Consider the following 19,632-nt stretch of genomic DNA (forward strand, 5'->3'; position numbering starts at 1 on the left):
GCGTAATGACTAATTTTTTTATGGTTTTTTATAATTCACCTCATTGGGTGTTTATCGCTTTAGGTGGTACTTTACTGATTGCTGAATTAATTGGCACAAGTGGGTATGGGCTTTGGGCTGGGTGTGCAGCCATAATTGTTGGTTTAATGGCTTGGGCATTACCACTTTCTTGGTCAACTTTATGGATCTTATTTGCAATTCTGACTGTGATATCTGCTTATCTTTGGTGGTTTTGGCTTCGAAGGAATGGACAAGGTAAATCCAGCAAAAGTGAAATCAATCAGCCTCAACAAGATTTAATTGGTATAAAAACTATTGTCACTGTCCCTATTGTTAATGGTTCGGGAAGAGTAAAAATCAAAGATGGAACTTGGCCAGCAAAATGTAATCAAGATCTTAACGCGGGCCAGCATGTTGAGGTTATTTCTGTTGATGGTTTAACTTTATATGTGCAACCGTTAAATAGATCATGACATTAGATTGTTTTTATCAAAAATAAAAGTACGCGTTCAAACGCGTATTTTTTTATGATCATAAAAGAGAAAAACGAATTACAAAAAAATGTCTTTCATCTGGGTAAATATCTAAAATCACCTTTTTTAAATCACTCAATGTCATATTCTCTTGTTTGGCATGTTCTTCAGTTAATTGTTCAAGAGTGATTGGTGTAACACTCATTATTTTTATGTTACAAAAGTATTCATTATTTTCAAAAGTACCAACACGTAACTCATCACCAACTTTAAAGTGTGATTCACTCCTATCGCGAATAGTAATAATTTTTAAACCAGCCAAAATATCAGACTTAAAGCGTTGGTAAAAAGTAATATCATTTTGCATAGTAATTCTCCTTGTAGTTAGCCATTCTACAGTTACTCTCCTTATTTACGCTAGGTGTAATTTGAATTTTATGTAATAAATTATTTGCAAATTTAAAACAGTATCAACTAATGAATATCTTTTACAAAAAGATATTCTAAAAAAGGTTTATGGGATTTTTAGTTTTATCATAAAGAATTTTCTATTTTTTGCAGTCCTATTTTGAGGGCGGCTAAACTAGGATGCTATCATGAATAGCATCCTACCAATACTTAGTGTGACATTGACATTTTAATGCACCTTTCGGAATTGGTACATAAGCGATTTTTTTATCAGTCCTTTGCTTATTATTGCGTACTTTCAGCACGGTTTTAACATCAAAGAAGATAATATCGTACACAACGAATAAGAATAAAATACTTAAACCAGCATGAGTATAATGATTAATAATATGATACATATTATCGATTTGTTGTACTGTAAAACTTCTATCTTCTACAATACGGGCAATTATATTCCTCCGCTAAATAAAAGAATTCTTTTAGTTGAGGATCCTAATTGAATAGTCTCAATACTAGTACCCAAGTGGTACAAATTAACAACCAGATAGCCGGAATGGTAGTTACCCAGATATTAGGTTAGGGTTATTGATAAAATCAGCTTGCCATTTTTCATCAGAAATAATAATGCAATAATCCGCTAATCAATCCAATCAAAATTGTAGGCAGTATACAAACCTCAACGGTAATTTCTCCTAAATATGTAAGCCAAAATAGCTACTAATCATAATACCAAACAACGAAAAAATGCAGTAACAGACTAATTTATGAGACAAATGAACAGTCACTTGCATAAGAGGGGGAATAATTGGTGTTTTACTGAGTTAATAAGCAATCACCAAAAACACAATTTGTTGAAGAAGTGTAGGACAAGATCGAATTCAAACACAATACTGACCGCAGAAATAAAAACGTCGACAGATGTCGACGAAAAATTAAAAATTTATTTATCAAGCAAAGTGAAAGTTTGCTTATCTTGTGTTGTAGAGTCACTACCAATAAACACATTAAATTTACCTGGCTCTGCAACGTATTGCATTTTGTCATTCCAGAATTTTAACATGTCATATTTAATAGTAAATTTTACTTTACCTTTTTCATGTGGTTTTAAGGTGATATTTTCAAAACCCATCAACTCTTTAACAGGGCGACTAACTGAAGCTGTAACATCTTGCAAGTAAAGTTGAACTGTTTGCATACCTTCCTTATCCCCAATATTTTCAACATTGACTGTAACAACAATTTCACCCTCTTTGTCCATTTCAGAGCTAGATAAAGAAAAATCCATAGCAAAGTCGGTATAACTTAAACCAAAACCAAATGGAAATAATGGCTCGTTTGGACTATCAAAATACGAAGTTGTATATTTCCCCATATTTTCGGTTCCACGTGGACGGCCAGTATTTAAATGGCTGTAATAAACAGGTATCTGCCCTACATTATTAGGAAAAGACATCGGCAGCTTACCAGAAGGGTTATGCTGACCAAATAATACATCAGCAATAGCATTACCCCCCTCAGTTCCTAAAAACCAAGTTTCAAGCATTGCATCAGCTTGAGCATATTCTTCAGTTAATGTTAATGGGCGGCCATTCATTAATACAATAACCAATGGTTTTCCAGTTTCTTTTAATGCTTTGAGCAATCGTTTTTGGCTTGCTTGTAAAGATAGATCTGTTCGACTTGATGATTCATGAGCCATGCCTTCGGCTTCGCCAACAAAGGCAATAACAACATCAGATTTCTTCGCTATATTAACAGCTTCGGCAATGATTTTATCCGCTGGCCTATCATCAAATTTAGTGTTTTCTCCATATAAATTTAAAAAACGATATAAATTTACATCATCAGAAAGATTAGCACCAAATGCGTAGCTAACTGATTTTGGGTTCTTAACTGTGTTTTTGATGCCTTCTAATGGTGTTACCGCCAAATTAGTACGCCCAGCACCCGACCAACTACCTAAAATATCTCGTTTTGAATTAGCTAATGGACCTATTACCGCAATTTTCTTATTTCTGGCTAGCGGTAAGATCTTATTCTCATTTTTTAATAGCACAATGCTACGACGAGCCACATCTCGCGCTTCTTCACGATGTAGGCGGTTATTTGAAAACATTGTCTCGATATCTAATTTTGGATCTAAATAGCGATTAGGATCACTAAATAGCCCCATATCATATTTAAGCTCAAGAACTCGGCGGCAAGCTTGATTTAATTGATCTTCGGTAATAGCCCCTTCTTTCACTAATTCAGGCAAAAATTGTAAGAAATATTCATCATTCATACTCATATCAATACCAGCTTTAATCGCAACGCGAACCGCATCTTTCGCATCGCTAGCCACACCATGGTTAATTAGCTCCCGAATAGCGCCATGATCACTAACCACAACACCATCAAAATGCCATTGATTGCGCAACACTTCGGTCAATAACCAATGGTTAGCTGTTGCAGGAATACCATTAACACTGACCAGAGAAACCATGACTGCACGGCTACCAGCATCAATTGCTGCTTTATAAGGGACAAGATATTCTTGGAACATTTTTCGTTCACTCATATCTGTGCTGTTATATTCACGCCCACCTTCAACTGCACCATAAAGCGCAAAATGTTTTACAGCCGTTGCAAGCGATTTTTTATCAGCAAGCGACTGTTTTTGCATTCTCTCAACAAAAATACGCCCCGCTTCGGATGTTAAATAAGGATCTTCGCCAAAACCTTCTGACACACGCCCCCATCTTGGATCGCGAGTAATATCAACCATTGGAGCCCAAGTGATGTTCAATCCATCGGCCGTGGCTTCTTCAGCAGATATTTCTGCCACTTTAGCTATTACACTACGATCCCAACTTGATGCAATACCTAAATTAATAGGGAATATGGTTCGGTGCCCATGAATGACATCAAACCCAAAAAATAGCGGGATTTTATTCGGAGATTTTAAAGCTCGTTCTTGCATTTGCGACAGATCAGGCTCGACAATGGTATTAAAAATACCACCAACTTCACCCACTTCAATGTTATCAAGCACTTTATCTAAAGTTAAATCGCCCCCAACACTAATCAAACGTAATTGGCCTGCTTTCTCTTGAATCGTCATTTTTGATAATAAATTATCAATAAAAACTTTCTTTGCTTCGCTATTGAGCTCTTGTGCAGATAGATATCCAGAAAAGATAAGAGAAAGTAAAAATAGAGCTAATTTTTTCATCATAATAAATATTGTTATAATTAAGAGGGTAGACAAGTAGATAGCATAACGTATTCATAAAAAAAAATCTTGCTCTTTACGCTACTTACATTAGTGTTTAAGAAATCATTTCTGTGATTACCTAATAATTCCATGCCCAAACATAGCTTTTCCTAGAAATTTTTTACCAAAATAAATTGTAATGTTTAAAGGACAATATTGTCGACATTTGCCGACAATATGAATTCAATAAAAGGTTAGTCTCTAAAATTAGTAAACTGAAACGGTTGACCAAATTCGCCATTTTTAACTAACGCTATAGTAGCTTGTAAATCATCACGCGATTTACCAGTAACGCGAACCTGTTCGCCTTGAACTTGAGCTTGTACTTTAATTTTGCTATCTTTGATTGCTTTTACAATCTTTTTAGCTAACTCTTTATCAATACCCTGTTTTAGTTTAACTGTAACACTATAGAGTTTGCCGCTATGCTCCATTTCTTCAGGGATTTCAAGCGATCCACCATCAATACCTCGCTTAGCTAATTTGTCGCGTAAAATATCAAGTAATTGTTGTACTTGGAAATCTGATTGGCTTGTAACTTTGATCGTTTCACTTTTTTCATTTAATTCAAACGATGCTTCAACATTTTTAAAATCCCAACGGGTCGTTAGCTCTCGGGTCGCATTTTCAACCCCATTTTTAACTTCTGGCATTTGGATTTCTGACACAATATCAAAAGAAGGCATAAATTCTCCTCTTCCAATGGTTAGGATTCTCAATTAAACCACTAATTGTAAATAAAATCATTGTCGCCTAATAATTTAGGCGGCTTCAACATGTAAACGTAAATTAATCAATAGTACGAAGTAACTCATTAATGCCCACTTTACCTAAAGTTTTAGCATCTACTTTTTTCACAATAACCGCACAATAAAGGCTATACTTGCCATCTTTGGTTGGTAAGTTACCAGAAACAACGACAGAACCTGCTGGCACTCGCCCATAATGTACTTCACCGGTTGCTCTATCGTAAATTTTAGTGCTTTGACCAATAAATACACCCATTGAAATGACACTGCCTTCTTCGACAATCACGCCTTCCACGATTTCACTACGAGCACCAATAAAACAATTATCTTCAATGATCGTTGGATTAGCTTGTAACGGCTCTAAAACACCACCAATACCGACACCACCTGATAAATGAACATTTTTACCAATTTGCGCACATGAGCCAACAGTTACCCATGTATCAACCATTGTACCTTCATCAACGTATGCGCCGATATTAACATAAGAAGGCATTAATACAGTATTACGCGCAACATATGCCCCTTTACGTGCAATTGCGGACGGAACAACACGGAACCCTTCTTGTTGGAATCTTGCTTCATCATACTCAGCAAATTTTAATGGAACTTTGTCATAATAGTTAGTCGGACCACCATCAATCAGTTGGTTTTCATTGATTCGGAAAGAGAGCAAAACTGCTTTTTTTAACCATTGGTGAGTAACCCAATCCCCATTAATCTTTTCGGCCACACGCATCTTACCGCTATCTAATAAATGGATACATTGGTTAATTGCATCGCGTGTTACTACATCTACATTAGATGGTGTTACTTCAGCACGACGTTCAAATGCTGCTTCAATAATAGTTTGTAATTGTTGCATCTCTCGTTTCCTTTAACGTTTAAGTCCGTTAGCAAATAATAAATGGATAAACAGTATAATATAATCCGCTTTGCTTTTTAAGTGGTTTAAGCAGATCACTAAATTCAGCACATTCTCTATCATTTTTTATAATTATCATTTGCGTAAAAAACTAAAACTCCACTATAAATAAAGCCAATAATATCGCTAGTATTCTTGATAAAACCTTATTCAACCTTTTTTATTAAAAATCGTAATTTATTTGGATAGTGGATCACAAATTCAGATCTTTAAATAACTAGTTATTTTATTCAAATATATGCTCGAACTCTCACAATATTTACAAAAGACATACTATGCATGATTTGGGATTCTCATTATTAGAATTGTTAATAACTGTTTGTATCAGTGCTATTTTAGCCTCTATCGGTATTGAGCATTGGAAAGAACAACAACTGCAAAATGAATTAGCATCTACAACTAAGCAATTGGCCTATTTTATATACGAAGCACAAATAAAAGCATCAAGTAAAAACGAAAACTATATTATTCATCAATTTTCATCACCTTGGTGTATCTCAATTACCAAGGCTGACAAACCACCTACATGCAGTGAAGGCATACTTTATTTTGTCAAGCCCAATAATTCTGTTCAAATTAGTGAGCTATCAAACAATAAAAGTGCTTTTATTCTAGGGCGTCGCAACATGGCACAAACCATGTCTTTTCAATTAAAAAATAAAATAGGTACCAGTAGAATTTTTGTTTCTTTGCTTGGGCGCATTCGATTTTGTGCGGAAAACTGTTATATAGCTAGTTTACCACCATGTTAAAAGTATCTGGATATTCCTTGCTAGAAATGCTCATTGGTTTGGTACTATCAAGTTTAATAGTTATTGGCATGACTGCTTTTTACATCAAATTGCAAACAAACATCATGCAATATTATCAAAAAATTCGCTTACAACAAGCCATCGATTTTGGGTTAGCTGGTTTGAAAAAAGATATAAAAAGAGCTGGTTTTATTGCTAATGATCCAAAAAAAATGACAGATAAAGCTATTGAAATTAAGGAACGGGCAAAATGTATTATCCTTCGATATGATAGCGAAATTCGAAATTCTTGGGTTTGGAACAGAGCCAACCCAACAAAGTCAGATGTCTTTACTTATCGCTATAAAGAAAACAACATAGCCTATAGAACAGGATCGTTAGATTGTTTTGGAAGTAAATGGGAAAACTTATTCGATTCAAATGAAATCAAAATAACCCACTTTGCAATAAGGCAATTACCAAATGCTATTAGTTTATCAATCAATGCTGAATTAAGAAAAAACAAACAGATTAAATACTATGTAACTGAAATTATCAAAAATGAAAACCTATTTTAGAAAAAATTCTCCATCATCTGGATTTAGCACTATTTTAATGATGATGATGTTAATGACTGTGGGATTGGGGGGATTAATTGGTTTTAATTTACTTATAACCTCATGGCAAAAAACAATCTTGATAGAAATTAAATACTATCAAAAATTTAATCATTCCAGTTCATCTTTAACTTGGGCAATAAGCCAAAATTGGCAACCACCTAAAGCCAATTGGCAATGTATGACTGAACCAACTTATCACTTAAAAGCATGCATAAAACAATCTTTATTAAAAATAGATGATTACGTATTAATAAGAGGCGAGGCCGATGACTTTTTTTTGTATACACTTGCACATTTTGACAATAATCGATTGATTGTGGAAAAAGGACATTGGCTCGATTATTGCCCAGAAAAAAAGGCTATTTATTGTGAATAATAAAAATATAACTGGCTTTAGTCTAATTGAAGTAATGATAGCAATATTACTATTTTCAATGATCATGCTTGGTTTTATCAATTATCAACAAACATTGTTCAACAAACATCGCTATTTTGCCAACAACTTACGTGCTAATAAAATTGCTTTTCAGCTACTTGATAGCTATCCTTATACTATCAGCCAAATAATCCCTTCTGGTTGGCAATATAACATCAACACTCAAATATATAATGCTCAATGTAAAATGGTTTTTATAACGATTAAAACATCCAATAAGCAAACCATCCAACAGCAACGCCTTTTTTGTAATTCACCTTAATATTTATAGGCTTCATGCCATTTAATTCCCTAACCAGCTATGTAAAATTTTCAGTACTTGCTGTGTTTTTTCAGCATGAACATTGTGACCTGCACCTTCAATCAACTCAATTTTTGAATCTGGAAATTGCGAAAAAATGGCTGGGTAAAATTCATCAATAATGTAAGAAGAATTGCCACCACGAATAAATAGAGTGGGTTTTAACCAAGGTGGTATTGTTTGCCAATCACAAATATGACCATACTGATCATTAATTGCTTGAATATTAAATGACCATTTTTCATTTTTAAAAGATTTTAATAAAAAAAGTATGGTTGGCATGTTAATACCTGCTTGTTCCATTAAATTCATGATCTGTTTTTTATCGGTAATATGATTTTTGAGACAATAAACTAATACTCTTAAAATAGTAGCATTAGCTGAGCGGTGATACTTTATCGGCGCAATATCAATTGCAACAATTTTTTGGATAGTATCTGATATCACTTGTGACAGTTGCAAAGCAACTTTGCCGCCCATAGAGTGACCAATTAATATCACATCATTTAAGCGTAAATCATGACAAAGCTCGGCAACATCTTCAGCCATAACTTGATAACTTATCTGATCAGACCAAGGTGAATTTCCATGATTACGTAAATCAACTTGAATTGTTTGATAATGTTGCACAAAATCTTTTGCTAGCATATTCAAATTATCTAAACTGCCAAAAACGCCATGCAAAAGCACTATCGGCTGCCCATCACCCTGTAATTTGTAATTTAATTTCATAGACTAATTTAATCCATTATTTTAAGTGGCATTATTATACGTCTATTTTCAGCGCTATTACCGATTAATTCAATAACCAAAACTTGCATAACTATGATAGAATTTAACCCAAATTTTTTAAATAGTGTTAAGGCATATGTTTCAAAATAACCCTCTACTGGCACAATTAAAGCAAGAGCTTCATGAACAAACCCCACGCGTTGAAGGCATTGTTCGAGCACATGAAAAAGGATTTGGTTTTTTAGATGTAGATAATAAAAAAAGCTATTTCATCCCTGTTGCTAAAATGAAAAAGGTTTGTAATGGCGATAAGGTTTCTGGGGCTGTAATCAGTAATAACGGTAAAGAAACTTTTGAACCTGAATGTCTAATCGAGAGTGCATTACAAAAATTTATTGGCAAAATAGGTTTTCAAGATCGTGCAATGGTTATTTATCCTGAAAATATGCCCGCTAATTTTGCCATTCGTTGTAAAGTACACAATCAAGTTAGCGAAAAGCTAAAAGAAAATGATTGGGTTGTTGCAATGCTCACTTCTCACCCGTTACAAGAAAAAAGTAACCATTTTTTTGCTGAAATTACTCGTTTTGTTGCTGACAGTAATTCTCCTTACCAACTTTGGCTAAAAACATTAGCTCGTTATGATTTAGAAACGATCCCGCCACACACCGAAGTATTAGGAATTAACGATGCAGAGCTTAATAATCGCCAAGATTTAACTGATGTTAATTTTTTCACTATTGATAGCGAAGATACCGAAGATATGGATGATGCAATTACGGTTTCTAAAAATGAACATGACCATTATCAACTTATGGTTGCTATTGCTGACCCCACCGCTTATATATTACAAGATAGCGAATTGGATAATATTGCCAAGATCAGGAATTTTACAACTTATTTGCCAGATTTTAATATTCCCATGCTACCCAAAGAGCTTGCTAATGAGCTATGTTCATTAAAAGCGAATCAAAAACGACCTGCTATGATATGCAAAATAAATATTGACCAAGCAGGCGATATTATTACCGATGACATCACCTTTATGCCGGCTTGGGTTGAGTCAAAAGCTAAACTAACTTATCGTAATGTTTCCGATTTTCTAGAAAATAGTAGTGAATTAGCAAATAATAACCCTAATATTAAAAAACAACTTAGCTGGTTAGCTGACTTAGCTAATATTCGCACAGTATGGCGGCAAACTCATGCACTCGTTTTTAAAGATAATGGCGATTATCGTTTTGCTCTAAATGAAAACCGCCAAGTTAAATCAATCATTAAAGAAACTCGTCGAATTGCCAATCATATCGTTGAGGAAGTCATGATTCTAGCAAATCAAGCTTTAACATTACAATTACAAAATAAAATTGGCTTTGGAGTTTTTAATATTCATTCGGGTTTTGATAATAAATATATCGAACAAGTGCTAAATTTTCTCAACGATAATGGGATTACTGAATTTGATAAAGAATCTCTATTATCTTTTGATGGCTACGTAAAGTTGCGTCGGATGATCGACAACATCCCATTTTTAGCCACAAGGCTTCGCAAGTTTCAAAGCCCTGCAGATTTTTCAATTGAGCCAAAGCCTCATTTTGGTTTAGGATTCGATGCTTATGCAACATGGACATCCCCAATACGTAAATATGGCGACATGATCAACCATCGGCTAATCAAAGCATATATTCGCTTACAAGAACTAATTCCACCAGATAAAGAACAACTAAAAACCATGAATGAAAGGCGAAAGATGTTACGCTTTGCTGAGCGTGATATGGCTGAAAACCTTTATGCTCAATACTTATCAGATAAAATTGGCGAAAGTTACACAGCTGAAATTATTGATATCAATCGTGGTGGAGCTCGAGTTCGTTTATGTGATATAGGCGCTTTTGCATTTGTACCGCTTTCAATGATTCATTCAGTCAAGGAAGAAATCACTGCCCTACCCGATGAAGGAATAATCAAAATCGAAAATAAAGTTGGCTACAAACTTGCTGATATTATCTCAGTTGTAATTCACCAAGTTAAAAGCGAAAATCAATCAATTATTGTAAAATTAGCTAATAATAAAGAGTAAAATAAGATTATTCTCGATTGAATATTTTGCCTCATTTGTATTAGTTACCTCCTGATATAAATCAGGGGGAAGCAATAAATAAAATTGACAATATTTTTAATATCTAACCACTTTTTTTTACTCATAATATTTGCTATCTTTCGCCATTCTAAATGGCGAATATTATACATTAAATAAACAACAATTTGCAGAGGAGGTTTTAATGTCAATTCACGGGCATGAAGTATTGCATATGATGGAAGGAAACAATTACACAGAATCTTCCTTATTTAGTGCTATCAAAAATAAGTTTGGTGAAAACGCCGTATTTCACACCTGCTCTAAATCTAATATGAATGCCGAGCAACTTATTGCTTTTCTAAAAGCAAAGGGTAAATTTAAGCCTTCTGTTGCTCATAAATCTGAATTTACCGTCGATAATAAAAAAATATGCAAATATTAGGAAGAAGTAATTATATCTAATGTAGGCTTTTTATAAATTTAATTTAATCTACTGGTATTATTTAAAAAAATAAGAGTATATAATTTCTGGCTATATTAATAATTGTTATAAGTGATTTTTGTTATAAAAATGCAACTAAATGAGTAATACTGTTACTCCCTTTGAAATTAACCGAATTGAAATTAACCGAAATAACTAAAAATATGCTCATGGAATTTGATAAATGAAAGTAAGTAAAATCCTTATATGCACCATTATTTCTATTCTTGCCGCAGGCTGTGCAAAAAAAAATTTGCCTACAAAAAATAGCGAGGCAATTTCAAAGACAGAGCAACTATCTTTATTAAAACAGCAAACAGAAGCTAATGACCCCTATGTCGTTGATGCTAAAACTCAATTGCTGCAAATTATTGGCGATAAAAATTTCGACAACTATGTTATTAAACGTGGCATCTTAAATTGTAAAAGTGACAATACCCCATCATCTTGTGTATTAAGTTTTTATCTGAACGAAAATTATAAGTTAAAATATGATATGCAACTTAAAAAAGTAGTTGAAGAAAATCAAGCTGAACATAATATTGAATTAAGCAAAATAAAAGCAACCGAAAACAATATTAAAAATTATTGCCAGTATTCGGCTGATTTTGTTACTGCAATTTATACCAAAGATACCACTAAAATAAAGCAATACTTTCAGCCACAATTCAAAATGTCTGAACAAGATATCTTATCCTTACAAACAAAGATTGCCAAAGATAACTATTCTTACTTCCTGATCGATGAAAATCCTAGCATTCTTCAAGAGATCAAAGTAGATTATGTTGAAAAATGCTTGAGTGATCCAAAAAAAAATATTATCAATTACTTCAATATTTTTAGATAATAATGCGAGTCTGTATGTACAACTTATTACCCAATACCCCTTTTAGTAAAAAGCTAATTAGCAAGGTGCTTTGCATGGCTTGCGTTTCTTGCATTAGTTTTTCTTCGTGGGCTTTCTCATTTGATGATGTAGCTGAAAAAGCAGAAAAACTATCCAAAAAGGCTTATGTTCAACCATCTAAAAATATTCCAAATGAATTAGCATCTTTACAATTTGCTGATTATCAAAAAATCCTATTCAATCATCAAAAAGCCTATTGGGGCGATCGAAAAAATCGTTTCAAACTTGAGTTTTATCATGAAGGGATGTACTTTGATGTTCCAATAAAAATCAATGAAATTGTCGATAATAAAGTTAACCCAATCGAATATGATCCAAATTATTTTGATTTAAGCCCAATCAATCTCGATAAACTAAGCAGTAAAAATCTTGGGTTTGCTGGTTTTAAAGTCCATTATCCGATTAATAATCCAACAAAAACTGATGATGAAATTTTTTCGGCTCTTGGTGGCAGCTATTTTCGTGCCGTAGGAAAAGATCAACATTATGGTCTTTCAGCTAGAGGCCTTGCCATTGACACAGGTGAAATGTCTGGGGAGGAGTTTCCGCGTTTTAAAGAATATTGGATTGAAAGGCCTGAACCTAATCAAAAACACTTGGTTATCTATGCATTACTCGATTCGCCTAGTGTAACTGGTGCTTATAAAATTACGCTTGTACCAAGTATTGATACGACGATCACCGTACAAGCAAGAGTATTTTTCCGCAATTCAGTAAAAAAATTAGGTATTGCACCATTGACTAGCATGTTCTTATTTGGCCCTAATTATCCATCACCATTGCTAAATTACCGCCCTGCAATGCATGATTCTAATGGCCTTTCGATCTTAGCTAGCAATAATGAGTGGATATGGCGTCCATTAAATAACCCTAAACGTTTATCGTTTTCATCTTATAGTTTAGAAAACCCGAAAGCATTTGGGTTAATTCAGCGTGATAAAGGTTTTGATGATTATCAAGATCTTGATGATCACTATGAACAACGACCAAGTGTTTGGGTAGAAATACTAAACAACTGGCAAAAAGGCCGTGTTGAATTAGTTGAAATCCCAACAGCTGATGAGACTAACGACAATATCGTTGCATTTTGGGTGCCAGAAAAACAATACCAAGCTGGTGATGTGCTTGATACTAAATATCGATTACATTATACCTTAAACGAAAAACAGCGTTATCCCAATAATGTTGCACAAGCAATTAGTACACGCTTATCGCTAGGCGATATAAAACAAGCTAATTTAATTCGTAAACTTGATGGCTCTAATGCATACGTAATTGATTTCGCAGGCCCTGAATTATCAGAAAAAGATCCAGTTAAAGTGATTTCAAGCATTAATAATGGTGCTATTGTAAGTTGTGACGTGCAATACAATCCAATAATTAAAGGTTGGAGAGTCATTGTTCGATTCAACGTTGAAGATAATAAAAAAGCAACAGATATTCGTATACAACTTGCTTCGCAAGCAACCAATGAAGTGATTTCTGAAACGTGGAGTGGGCAATACCCCGCACAATAATTATTATAATAAGCTAAAAATATGAAAAAAGATTACTTTGCAAATCTTTCTGGCGCTAAAATTTGGCGTCAGAAATTTGAAAACAATGTGATTCCACCTGACGATGTCGAATTTTTAAAATATCGTTTAAATCAGGTTGGCGATACTTGTTCTTTTATTGATGAGCGGCAACAACAACCAAGTTACCCTGAAATGGATCGCGTTTCAATTCAACCCCAGATCTGGAACCAACGCTTTATTACCAAAGCAAAGCATGGTACTAATATCCTTGCTTTAATTCGCCGTTTTATTATGTTTACACTCATTGTAGTACAAACATACTACGGAACCACTTATCTATCATCGTTATTGCCTTATCAAAGCTGGCAAAAAATCAATTTCATGGCTAATTGGGATATCAATCCTGAATTAGCTGTTTACAGCATAATACCTTATATTATTCAAGGCGCGATTATTACCTTATTCGCGATTTTATTTTGCTGGATCTCTATTGGATTTTGGACCAGTATTATGGGGTTAATTTTAGCTGTAATGGGTAAAGATCGTTATACTATCCAAATTCCCACAGATCCAGCAGCGCATATTGATAGCAAGCATCGAACCGCATTAGTCATGCCAATTTGTAATGAAGATGTTGCTCGAGTATTTGCTGGGTTACAAGCAACTTATCAATCTTTAGCTGAAACAGGCCACGCAGCTTGTTGTGATTTTTATATATTAAGTGATACTAACGATCCCGATCTGTATGTTAACGAACTTAAAGCTTGGGCTGAATTTAATGCAACAAAACAAAACAATGGTTGTAACGTTTTTTATCGCCACCGCAAACGCCGAGTAAAACGTAAAAGCGGTAATATTGATGATTTTTGCCGTCGTTGGGGCCATCAATATGAATATATGATGATCCTTGATGCCGACAGCATTATGACTGGTGACTGTATTTTAAAAATGATCGCCATGATGGAAATGACGCCTAAAGCAGGTATTTTACAATCTCCACCAAAATCGGTAAGAATGACCACCCTTTACGGTCGTATTCAACAATTTGCCAACCAAATTTACAGCGATATTTTTTGCTCTGGTACACACTTTTGGCAATTAAGCGAAGCACAGTATTGGGGACACAATGCAATGATTCGCTTAAAACCATTTATTGAGCATTGCATACTATCACCGCTCCCAAAACGGAAAGAACCAATTCATATTTTATCGCATGATCTAGTTGAAGCCACCCTTATGCGTCGTGCTGGCTATGGCGTTTGGATCGCTTATAATATGAATGGTAGTTACGAAGAACTACCAGGTAATATGATAGAAGATCTAAAACGAGACAATCGCTGGTGTATGGGAAACTTGATTAATTTAAGATTAATTTTCAAAAGTGGGATTAAATTGACACACCGCATAATGTTTGCAACCAGTGGCATGGCCTATATTTCATCATTATTGTGGTTGGTGTTTTTAATATTCTCAACCTTATTATTATTAGTGTTTAATATTTCCGAACCTCAATATTTCTTCCAACCTAACCAATTTTACCCAACTTGGCCAAGGTGGGATGAGCAATTGGCTATTCAACTACTTTCAACCACGATGGTTTTATTGTTTGCACCTAAATTCTTCAGCTATGGCATTATAATAGCGAGAACGAGAGCAAAAGATGTTGGTGGTATTCTTAAATTAACTCTATCGATATTTGTTGAAATGATTTGGTCAATGATCTTAGCTCCAATCCGGATGATCTTCCACAGTAAATTTGTACTTAAAGCTTGGATGGGCAGTAAAATCCAATGGAAATCTCCGTCCCGAAGTGATGATGCGCTAACGTGGGGGGAATCATTTTATTTTTGTTGGCCATTATCATTATTAGGTATTGTATGGTTAGCTGTGATTATCTGGTTAAACCCACAATTTACTTATTGGTATATAGCCATATTGATACCTTTAACCATTTCTCCTTTAGTGATTAGAGTATCTGGGCTTTCAAGCATTGGTATGAAAGCAAAGAAAATGGGATTATTCTTAACACCAGAAGAAACACATCCAGCAAGAGCCCTCACACTCACTGGAGAATATTTAGTTAAAACCGAAGCGGCATTTGTTGAGCATGGCTTTATTATAGCATTAGTCGATCCTATCTATAACGCACTTGCTTGTGCATTATCCACTTCTCGACATTTACCTAATACTAAAAATCAGCAAAAACGTATTGAGCTTATTGAACAATATCTGCAAACTGATTTAGAAAAAATCAATAAAGAACAACAGTTAGCAATTTTAGAAGATCCAATTATTCTTTCTGCATTACATCACCATATTTGGCAACAGCAAGAAAAATACGACAACTTATTTGCTTTGTGGCAAAATGAACGCCAACAATAAAAAATAGGGCCTATGCCCTATTTTTCTTCTTTTTAGTAACTAATCAAATCCATGGATATTTTTATGACTTGGCAACCTTCCGCATCTATTAATAATTTACTTAAACGTGCAAAAATTATTTCTCAAATACGTCAATTTTTTGCTGATCGTTGTATTTTAGAAGTTGAAACACCAACCTTAAGCCAATATGCAGTTACCGATGTGCATTTAAGCTCTTTTCATTCTACTTTTTTAAAACCCGGTGAATTTAATGAACAGCAAGGGCAAAAGATGTCATTAATTACCAGCCCTGAATATCACATGAAGCGTTTACTTGCTGCAGGTAGTGGCCCTATTTACCAAATGTGTAAGTGCTTTCGTAATCATGAAGAAGTCAGTCGTTACCATAACCCAGAATTTACCATGCTTGAATGGTATCGCATCCAATTTGACATGATGCAAATGATCAACGAAGTCGATGATTTACTGCAAACTATTTTGGATTGTGAATCTGCTGAGCGTATTTCTTATCAAAAAGTATTTCAACGCTATTTGAATATTGACCCATTAGAAGCTGATCATACAACATTAATCAATGCGGCAAACCAGTTGGATATTGGCATTAATACCGAAAGTTATGATAAGGATGGATTACTACAATGCTTGTTCACTTTTGGTATTGAACCATATATTGGTCAAGATAAACCTATTGCAGTGTATCACTTCCCAGCATCACAGGCAGCATTAGCTGCTATCAGCTCAGAAGATCATCGCGTAGCGAGTCGTTTTGAGTTCTATTACAAAGGTGTTGAACTTGCTAACGGCTTTAAAGAACTTACAAACCCACAAGAACAACGAATGCGTTTTGAACAAAATAATTTAGATCGCACCAAGCTAAATCTACCTACGCAAAATATTGACATTGAACTCCTTGCCGCAATGGAAGCAGGGCTACCAGACTGTGCTGGTGTTGCTGTAGGGTTAGACCGTTTAATTATGCTCGCTCTAGATGGCAATAACTTAAATGAAGTCATGTCATTTACTTTTGAAAGGGCTTAATTATGTTCAACGCTTTGGGACTAACCGAATGGCTCGCCATAATTATTGGCATAGTCGCCTTAATTCTACTTGTGATTTTAATAAAATCTAAATTATTAATTAATAATCTACACCAATTATTTGAGTTACAACTAAACCAGAAAAATGAAGAAAATCGATCATTAATAACCCAAATAAAACAACTGGAACACGAGTTAGATGACTATCGACAACAAAATCTAGCGCAAAACGTTAAAATTAGTGAGCTCAAAACACGTTTAGAAGAAACGCTAAGAGCAACACAAGAACGTCAAAGTATACTAGAACATAGTGAACAACGACTTACGACTCAATTTGAAAATTTAGCTAACCGTATTTTTGAACACAGTGGTAAAAAAATTGAACAACAAAATAAACAAAGTCTTGATTTTTTACTCTCGCCACTCAAAGAGCAACTAGAAGGTTTCAAAAAACAAGTACAAGATAGCTTTGGTCAAGAAGCAAAAGAGCGTCACACATTAACGCATGAAATTCGTAATTTACAACAGCTTAATGAGCAAATGAGCAAAGAGGCAAATAACCTAACTAATGCACTAAAAGGCAATAATAAAACCCAAGGAAACTGGGGCGAATTTATCCTAAGCCAAATTCTAGATAATTCTGGATTGCGCTCAGGCTATGAATATGAAACTCAGGTCAATTTAACTAACGAAAGTCATCAGCGATTACAACCCGATGTCATTGTTCACTTACCGCAAGGTGGTGACGTCATTATTGATTCCAAAGTAACTTTAGTTGCCTATGAACGCCATTTTAATAGCGAAGACGAAACAGTCAAAGCAAAAGCAATGACCGAACATTTAGCGGCTGTCCGTAACCATTTAAAACAACTTAGCCAAAAAGATTATCATAAACTCATTGGTATTAACTCATTAGATTATATTTTAATGTTTATTCCTGTCGAACCCGCATTTTTAAGCGCAATTGACAATGACCCCGCATTAATCAATGATGCCTTGAAAAGTAATATTATGATAGTCAGCCCAACCACATTGTTAGTTGCGTTACGAACAATTCATAATTTATGGCGATTTGAATATCAGAATCGTAATGCTGAGCTTATCGCCGATAGAGCAAGTAAATTGTATGACAAAATGCGCGGCTTTGTTGAAGATATGGAAAACCTAGGCAGTTGTTTAGACAAAGCTCAACAAACCTATCAAAATTCCATGAATAAATTATCTAAAGGTCGTGGCAATGTAATTGGACAAATTGAACGATTTCGTGAAATGGGTATTGAAGTTAAAAAACCGATTAACCCAGATATTACCTTATTAGCGATGGGAGAATCGAATAACGCAGATGAGAGTTAATCTACAAATTAGCTAATCGCTAAATCAAAGGGTAACATACATTAACATCGCTTGTGGTGTTATAAATAAGCAAAAGCCTTGATTCACGATTGTTTGAAATAAGTGTATACTCATCAACCGTAAAGAGGAACTGAATATGGCAAAAAAACAAAACAAAGAACCGAGTTTCGAAGAAACACTTAAGCAACTCGAAACTATTGTATCTCAACTAGAAAACGGTGATCTACCATTGGATGAAGCGCTTAATGAGTTCGAAAAAGGAATTAAATTAGCCAAAGCAGGACAAAAACAGTTACAGCAAGCCGAGCAACGCATTGAGATTTTATTATCTGAAAATAGTGATGCCGAACTGTCAGAATTTACAAATGATGATAATGAATAGTTTAAAACCGTTACAAGAACGAATTGATTCGTTTTTAGCTACATGCATTGCGCAAATTGAAAGCTCAAAACTCCAACAAGCAATGAGTTATAGCTTGCTGGCTGGAGGTAAACGAATTCGACCAATTTTAGTCTACTTAACAGGTCAATTATTCAATTGCCCTCTTTCTAAATTAGATGAGGCTGCTGCTGCTATTGAGTCTATTCATACTTATTCATTGATTCATGATGATCTACCGGCAATGGATAATGACGATTTACGCCGAGGCAAACCAACTTGCCATATCCAATTCGGTGAAGCTCAGGCAATCCTTGCCGGTGATGCCTTACAAAGTTTTGCCTTTTTATTATTAGCAAAAAGTGAACGCATTAATTCAAATGCCAAGATTAATATGATAACCGAACTTGCACATGCTAGTGGCGCTACTGGCATGTGCCTAGGTCAATCGCTGGATTTGCTGGCTACACATCAGTCAATTAGTGTGGAACATTTGCAAAATATTCATTGCTATAAAACAGGTGCTTTAATCAAAACAGCGATCCGTTTGGGTGCATTTGCTAGTGGCGAAATAGCGCAGCCTTATCAACTAATGCTTGATAACTACGCCGAATCAATTGGTCTAGCATTTCAAATTCAAGATGACATTTTAGATGTCATTGGCGAACAATCAATAATGGGTAAACCAAAAGGTTCAGATCTCATTCATGAAAAAAGCACATATCCAGCATTAATTGGGCTGGATAATGCGATAAAGCTAACTCAACAACTTTATCAACAAGCTATCGATAGTCTTAAGCAAATACCTTATAATACGCAACCTTTACATGACCTTGCTGGTTTTATTATTAATCGCAATAATTAG

The 19,632-nt window shown here is 34.6% G+C and carries 19 protein-coding genes and 1 pseudogene; 14 read left to right on the plus strand and 6 right to left on the minus strand.

Features of this window, described 5'->3' with window-relative positions; all coding sequences use genetic code 11:
- The first annotated feature begins 5 nt into the window (after positions 1-5).
- Positions 6-473 carry an NfeD family protein gene (locus A9G41_RS12755; protein ID WP_218057933.1) on the plus strand — a complete coding sequence of 156 codons (468 nt, stop codon included), beginning with the start codon at positions 6-8 and terminating at the stop codon, positions 471-473.
- A 58-nt stretch (positions 474-531) separates the two neighbouring features.
- Here the strand turns inward: A9G41_RS12755 and yqfB are convergent, their stop codons facing one another.
- From yqfB to dapD, 5 genes and pseudogenes are all read right to left on the minus strand, one after another.
- On the minus strand, positions 532-840 hold the full coding sequence (yqfB, locus tag A9G41_RS12760; RefSeq protein WP_065581938.1) for a N(4)-acetylcytidine aminohydrolase: 309 nt from the start codon (positions 838-840) through the stop codon (positions 532-534).
- Between the two features lie 736 nt (positions 841-1,576).
- Positions 1,577-1,759: pseudogene (locus tag A9G41_RS15160) on the minus strand (hypothetical protein); the annotation flags it as partial.
- Between the two features lie 62 nt (positions 1,760-1,821).
- On the minus strand, positions 1,822-4,095 hold the full coding sequence (gene bglX / locus A9G41_RS12765; RefSeq protein WP_081302139.1) for a beta-glucosidase BglX: 2,274 nt from the start codon (positions 4,093-4,095) through the stop codon (positions 1,822-1,824).
- A 236-nt stretch (positions 4,096-4,331) separates the two neighbouring features.
- Positions 4,332-4,823 carry a YajQ family cyclic di-GMP-binding protein gene (locus A9G41_RS12770; protein WP_065581937.1) on the minus strand — a complete coding sequence of 164 codons (492 nt, stop codon included), beginning with the start codon at positions 4,821-4,823 and terminating at the stop codon, positions 4,332-4,334.
- Between the two features lie 103 nt (positions 4,824-4,926).
- Positions 4,927-5,751 carry a 2,3,4,5-tetrahydropyridine-2,6-dicarboxylate N-succinyltransferase gene (dapD, locus tag A9G41_RS12775; RefSeq protein WP_065581936.1) on the minus strand — a complete coding sequence of 275 codons (825 nt, stop codon included), beginning with the start codon at positions 5,749-5,751 and terminating at the stop codon, positions 4,927-4,929.
- A gap of 335 nt (positions 5,752-6,086) precedes the next feature.
- On the opposite strand from dapD, the gene A9G41_RS12780 reads away from it, so the two are divergent.
- Genes A9G41_RS12780 through A9G41_RS12795 form a run of 4 tightly spaced genes read left to right on the plus strand, consistent with a single transcriptional unit; the run spans position 6,087 to position 7,860 of the window.
- Complete coding sequence (locus tag A9G41_RS12780; RefSeq protein ID WP_065581935.1) at positions 6,087-6,563, plus strand: prepilin-type N-terminal cleavage/methylation domain-containing protein; 477 nt, start codon at positions 6,087-6,089, stop codon at positions 6,561-6,563.
- The gene (locus A9G41_RS12785; protein WP_065581934.1) at positions 6,557-7,120 is read left to right on the plus strand and encodes a prepilin peptidase-dependent protein; all 564 of its coding nucleotides are present in this window, start codon (positions 6,557-6,559) and stop codon (positions 7,118-7,120) included. The genes A9G41_RS12780 and A9G41_RS12785 overlap by 7 nt, the downstream gene beginning before the upstream one ends.
- Positions 7,104-7,538: a DUF2509 family protein gene (locus A9G41_RS12790; RefSeq protein ID WP_065581933.1), complete on the plus strand. Its 435-nt coding sequence runs from the start codon at positions 7,104-7,106 to the stop codon at positions 7,536-7,538. The genes A9G41_RS12785 and A9G41_RS12790 overlap by 17 nt, the downstream gene beginning before the upstream one ends.
- Positions 7,531-7,860 (plus strand): prepilin-type N-terminal cleavage/methylation domain-containing protein, encoded by a 330-nt coding sequence (locus A9G41_RS12795; RefSeq protein ID WP_065581932.1) that lies wholly within the window; start codon positions 7,531-7,533, stop codon positions 7,858-7,860. The genes A9G41_RS12790 and A9G41_RS12795 overlap by 8 nt, the downstream gene beginning before the upstream one ends.
- Positions 7,861-7,881: 21 nt before the next feature.
- Here A9G41_RS12795 and A9G41_RS12800 read toward each other — a convergent pair whose 3' ends face one another.
- Positions 7,882-8,631, minus strand: coding sequence for an alpha/beta fold hydrolase (locus A9G41_RS12800; protein ID WP_065581931.1), 750 nt, complete (start codon positions 8,629-8,631; stop codon positions 7,882-7,884).
- A 136-nt stretch (positions 8,632-8,767) separates the two neighbouring features.
- Here A9G41_RS12800 and A9G41_RS12805 point away from each other — a divergent pair, with 136 nt between their 5' ends.
- The 9 genes from A9G41_RS12805 (at position 8,768) to ispA (ending at position 19,632) form a co-directional block, all read left to right on the plus strand.
- On the plus strand, positions 8,768-10,711 hold the full coding sequence (locus A9G41_RS12805) for an exoribonuclease II (protein WP_065581930.1): 1,944 nt from the start codon (positions 8,768-8,770) through the stop codon (positions 10,709-10,711).
- Positions 10,712-10,913: 202 nt separating this feature from the next.
- Positions 10,914-11,153, plus strand: coding sequence for a YecH family metal-binding protein (locus tag A9G41_RS12810; RefSeq protein WP_065581929.1), 240 nt, complete (start codon positions 10,914-10,916; stop codon positions 11,151-11,153).
- A gap of 223 nt (positions 11,154-11,376) precedes the next feature.
- Entirely contained in the window at positions 11,377-12,039 is a 663-nt protein-coding gene (locus A9G41_RS12815; RefSeq protein WP_065581928.1) for a hypothetical protein, read from the plus strand.
- A 74-nt stretch (positions 12,040-12,113) separates the two neighbouring features.
- The gene (locus A9G41_RS12820; protein ID WP_065581927.1) at positions 12,114-13,616 is read left to right on the plus strand and encodes a glucan biosynthesis protein G; all 1,503 of its coding nucleotides are present in this window, start codon (positions 12,114-12,116) and stop codon (positions 13,614-13,616) included.
- A 21-nt stretch (positions 13,617-13,637) separates the two neighbouring features.
- A complete protein-coding gene (gene mdoH / locus A9G41_RS12825; RefSeq protein WP_075539776.1) occupies positions 13,638-15,998 on the plus strand; it encodes a glucans biosynthesis glucosyltransferase MdoH in 2,361 nt (786 codons plus the stop codon).
- 63 nt (positions 15,999-16,061) lie between these two features.
- A complete protein-coding gene (gene epmA / locus A9G41_RS12830) occupies positions 16,062-17,036 on the plus strand; it encodes an elongation factor P--(R)-beta-lysine ligase (protein WP_218057931.1) in 975 nt (324 codons plus the stop codon).
- A gap of 2 nt (positions 17,037-17,038) precedes the next feature.
- The gene (gene rmuC, locus A9G41_RS12835) at positions 17,039-18,388 is read left to right on the plus strand and encodes a DNA recombination protein RmuC (RefSeq protein WP_075539777.1); all 1,350 of its coding nucleotides are present in this window, start codon (positions 17,039-17,041) and stop codon (positions 18,386-18,388) included.
- 136 nt (positions 18,389-18,524) lie between these two features.
- Positions 18,525-18,770, plus strand: coding sequence for an exodeoxyribonuclease VII small subunit (xseB, locus tag A9G41_RS12840; RefSeq protein WP_075539778.1), 246 nt, complete (start codon positions 18,525-18,527; stop codon positions 18,768-18,770).
- On the plus strand, positions 18,754-19,632 hold the full coding sequence (gene ispA / locus A9G41_RS12845) for a (2E,6E)-farnesyl diphosphate synthase (RefSeq protein WP_065581922.1): 879 nt from the start codon (positions 18,754-18,756) through the stop codon (positions 19,630-19,632). The genes xseB and ispA overlap by 17 nt, the downstream gene beginning before the upstream one ends.

Source organism: Gilliamella sp. Nev5-1 (assembly GCF_001690895.1).
Classification (GTDB): domain Bacteria; phylum Pseudomonadota; class Gammaproteobacteria; order Enterobacterales; family Orbaceae; genus Gilliamella; species Gilliamella apicola_C.

Excerpts from the sequence above, each read along its gene's own strand:
- dapD (WP_065581936.1), bottom strand. The coding sequence starts at position 5,751 with ATGCAACAATTACAAACTATTATTGAAGCAGCATTTGAACGTCGTGCT.
- A9G41_RS12810 (WP_065581929.1), top strand. The coding sequence starts at position 10,914 with ATGTCAATTCACGGGCATGAAGTATTGCATATGATGGAAGGAAACAAT.
- A9G41_RS12815 (WP_065581928.1), top strand. The coding sequence starts at position 11,377 with ATGAAAGTAAGTAAAATCCTTATATGCACCATTATTTCTATTCTTGCC.
- A9G41_RS12820 (WP_065581927.1), top strand. The coding sequence starts at position 12,114 with ATGGCTTGCGTTTCTTGCATTAGTTTTTCTTCGTGGGCTTTCTCATTT.
- A9G41_RS12785 (WP_065581934.1), top strand. The coding sequence starts at position 6,557 with ATGTTAAAAGTATCTGGATATTCCTTGCTAGAAATGCTCATTGGTTTG.
- xseB (WP_075539778.1), top strand. The coding sequence starts at position 18,525 with ATGGCAAAAAAACAAAACAAAGAACCGAGTTTCGAAGAAACACTTAAG.
- A9G41_RS12780 (WP_065581935.1), top strand. The coding sequence starts at position 6,087 with ATGCATGATTTGGGATTCTCATTATTAGAATTGTTAATAACTGTTTGT.
- A9G41_RS12805 (WP_065581930.1), top strand. The coding sequence starts at position 8,768 with ATGTTTCAAAATAACCCTCTACTGGCACAATTAAAGCAAGAGCTTCAT.
- ispA (WP_065581922.1), top strand. The coding sequence starts at position 18,754 with ATGATGATAATGAATAGTTTAAAACCGTTACAAGAACGAATTGATTCG.
- bglX (WP_081302139.1), bottom strand. The coding sequence starts at position 4,095 with ATGAAAAAATTAGCTCTATTTTTACTTTCTCTTATCTTTTCTGGATAT.
- A9G41_RS12755 (WP_218057933.1), top strand. The coding sequence starts at position 6 with ATGACTAATTTTTTTATGGTTTTTTATAATTCACCTCATTGGGTGTTT.
- mdoH (WP_075539776.1), top strand. The coding sequence starts at position 13,638 with ATGAAAAAAGATTACTTTGCAAATCTTTCTGGCGCTAAAATTTGGCGT.
- epmA (WP_218057931.1), top strand. The coding sequence starts at position 16,062 with ATGACTTGGCAACCTTCCGCATCTATTAATAATTTACTTAAACGTGCA.
- yqfB (WP_065581938.1), bottom strand. The coding sequence starts at position 840 with ATGCAAAATGATATTACTTTTTACCAACGCTTTAAGTCTGATATTTTG.
- A9G41_RS12770 (WP_065581937.1), bottom strand. The coding sequence starts at position 4,823 with ATGCCTTCTTTTGATATTGTGTCAGAAATCCAAATGCCAGAAGTTAAA.
- A9G41_RS12800 (WP_065581931.1), bottom strand. The coding sequence starts at position 8,631 with ATGAAATTAAATTACAAATTACAGGGTGATGGGCAGCCGATAGTGCTT.
- A9G41_RS12790 (WP_065581933.1), top strand. The coding sequence starts at position 7,104 with ATGAAAACCTATTTTAGAAAAAATTCTCCATCATCTGGATTTAGCACT.
- rmuC (WP_075539777.1), top strand. The coding sequence starts at position 17,039 with ATGTTCAACGCTTTGGGACTAACCGAATGGCTCGCCATAATTATTGGC.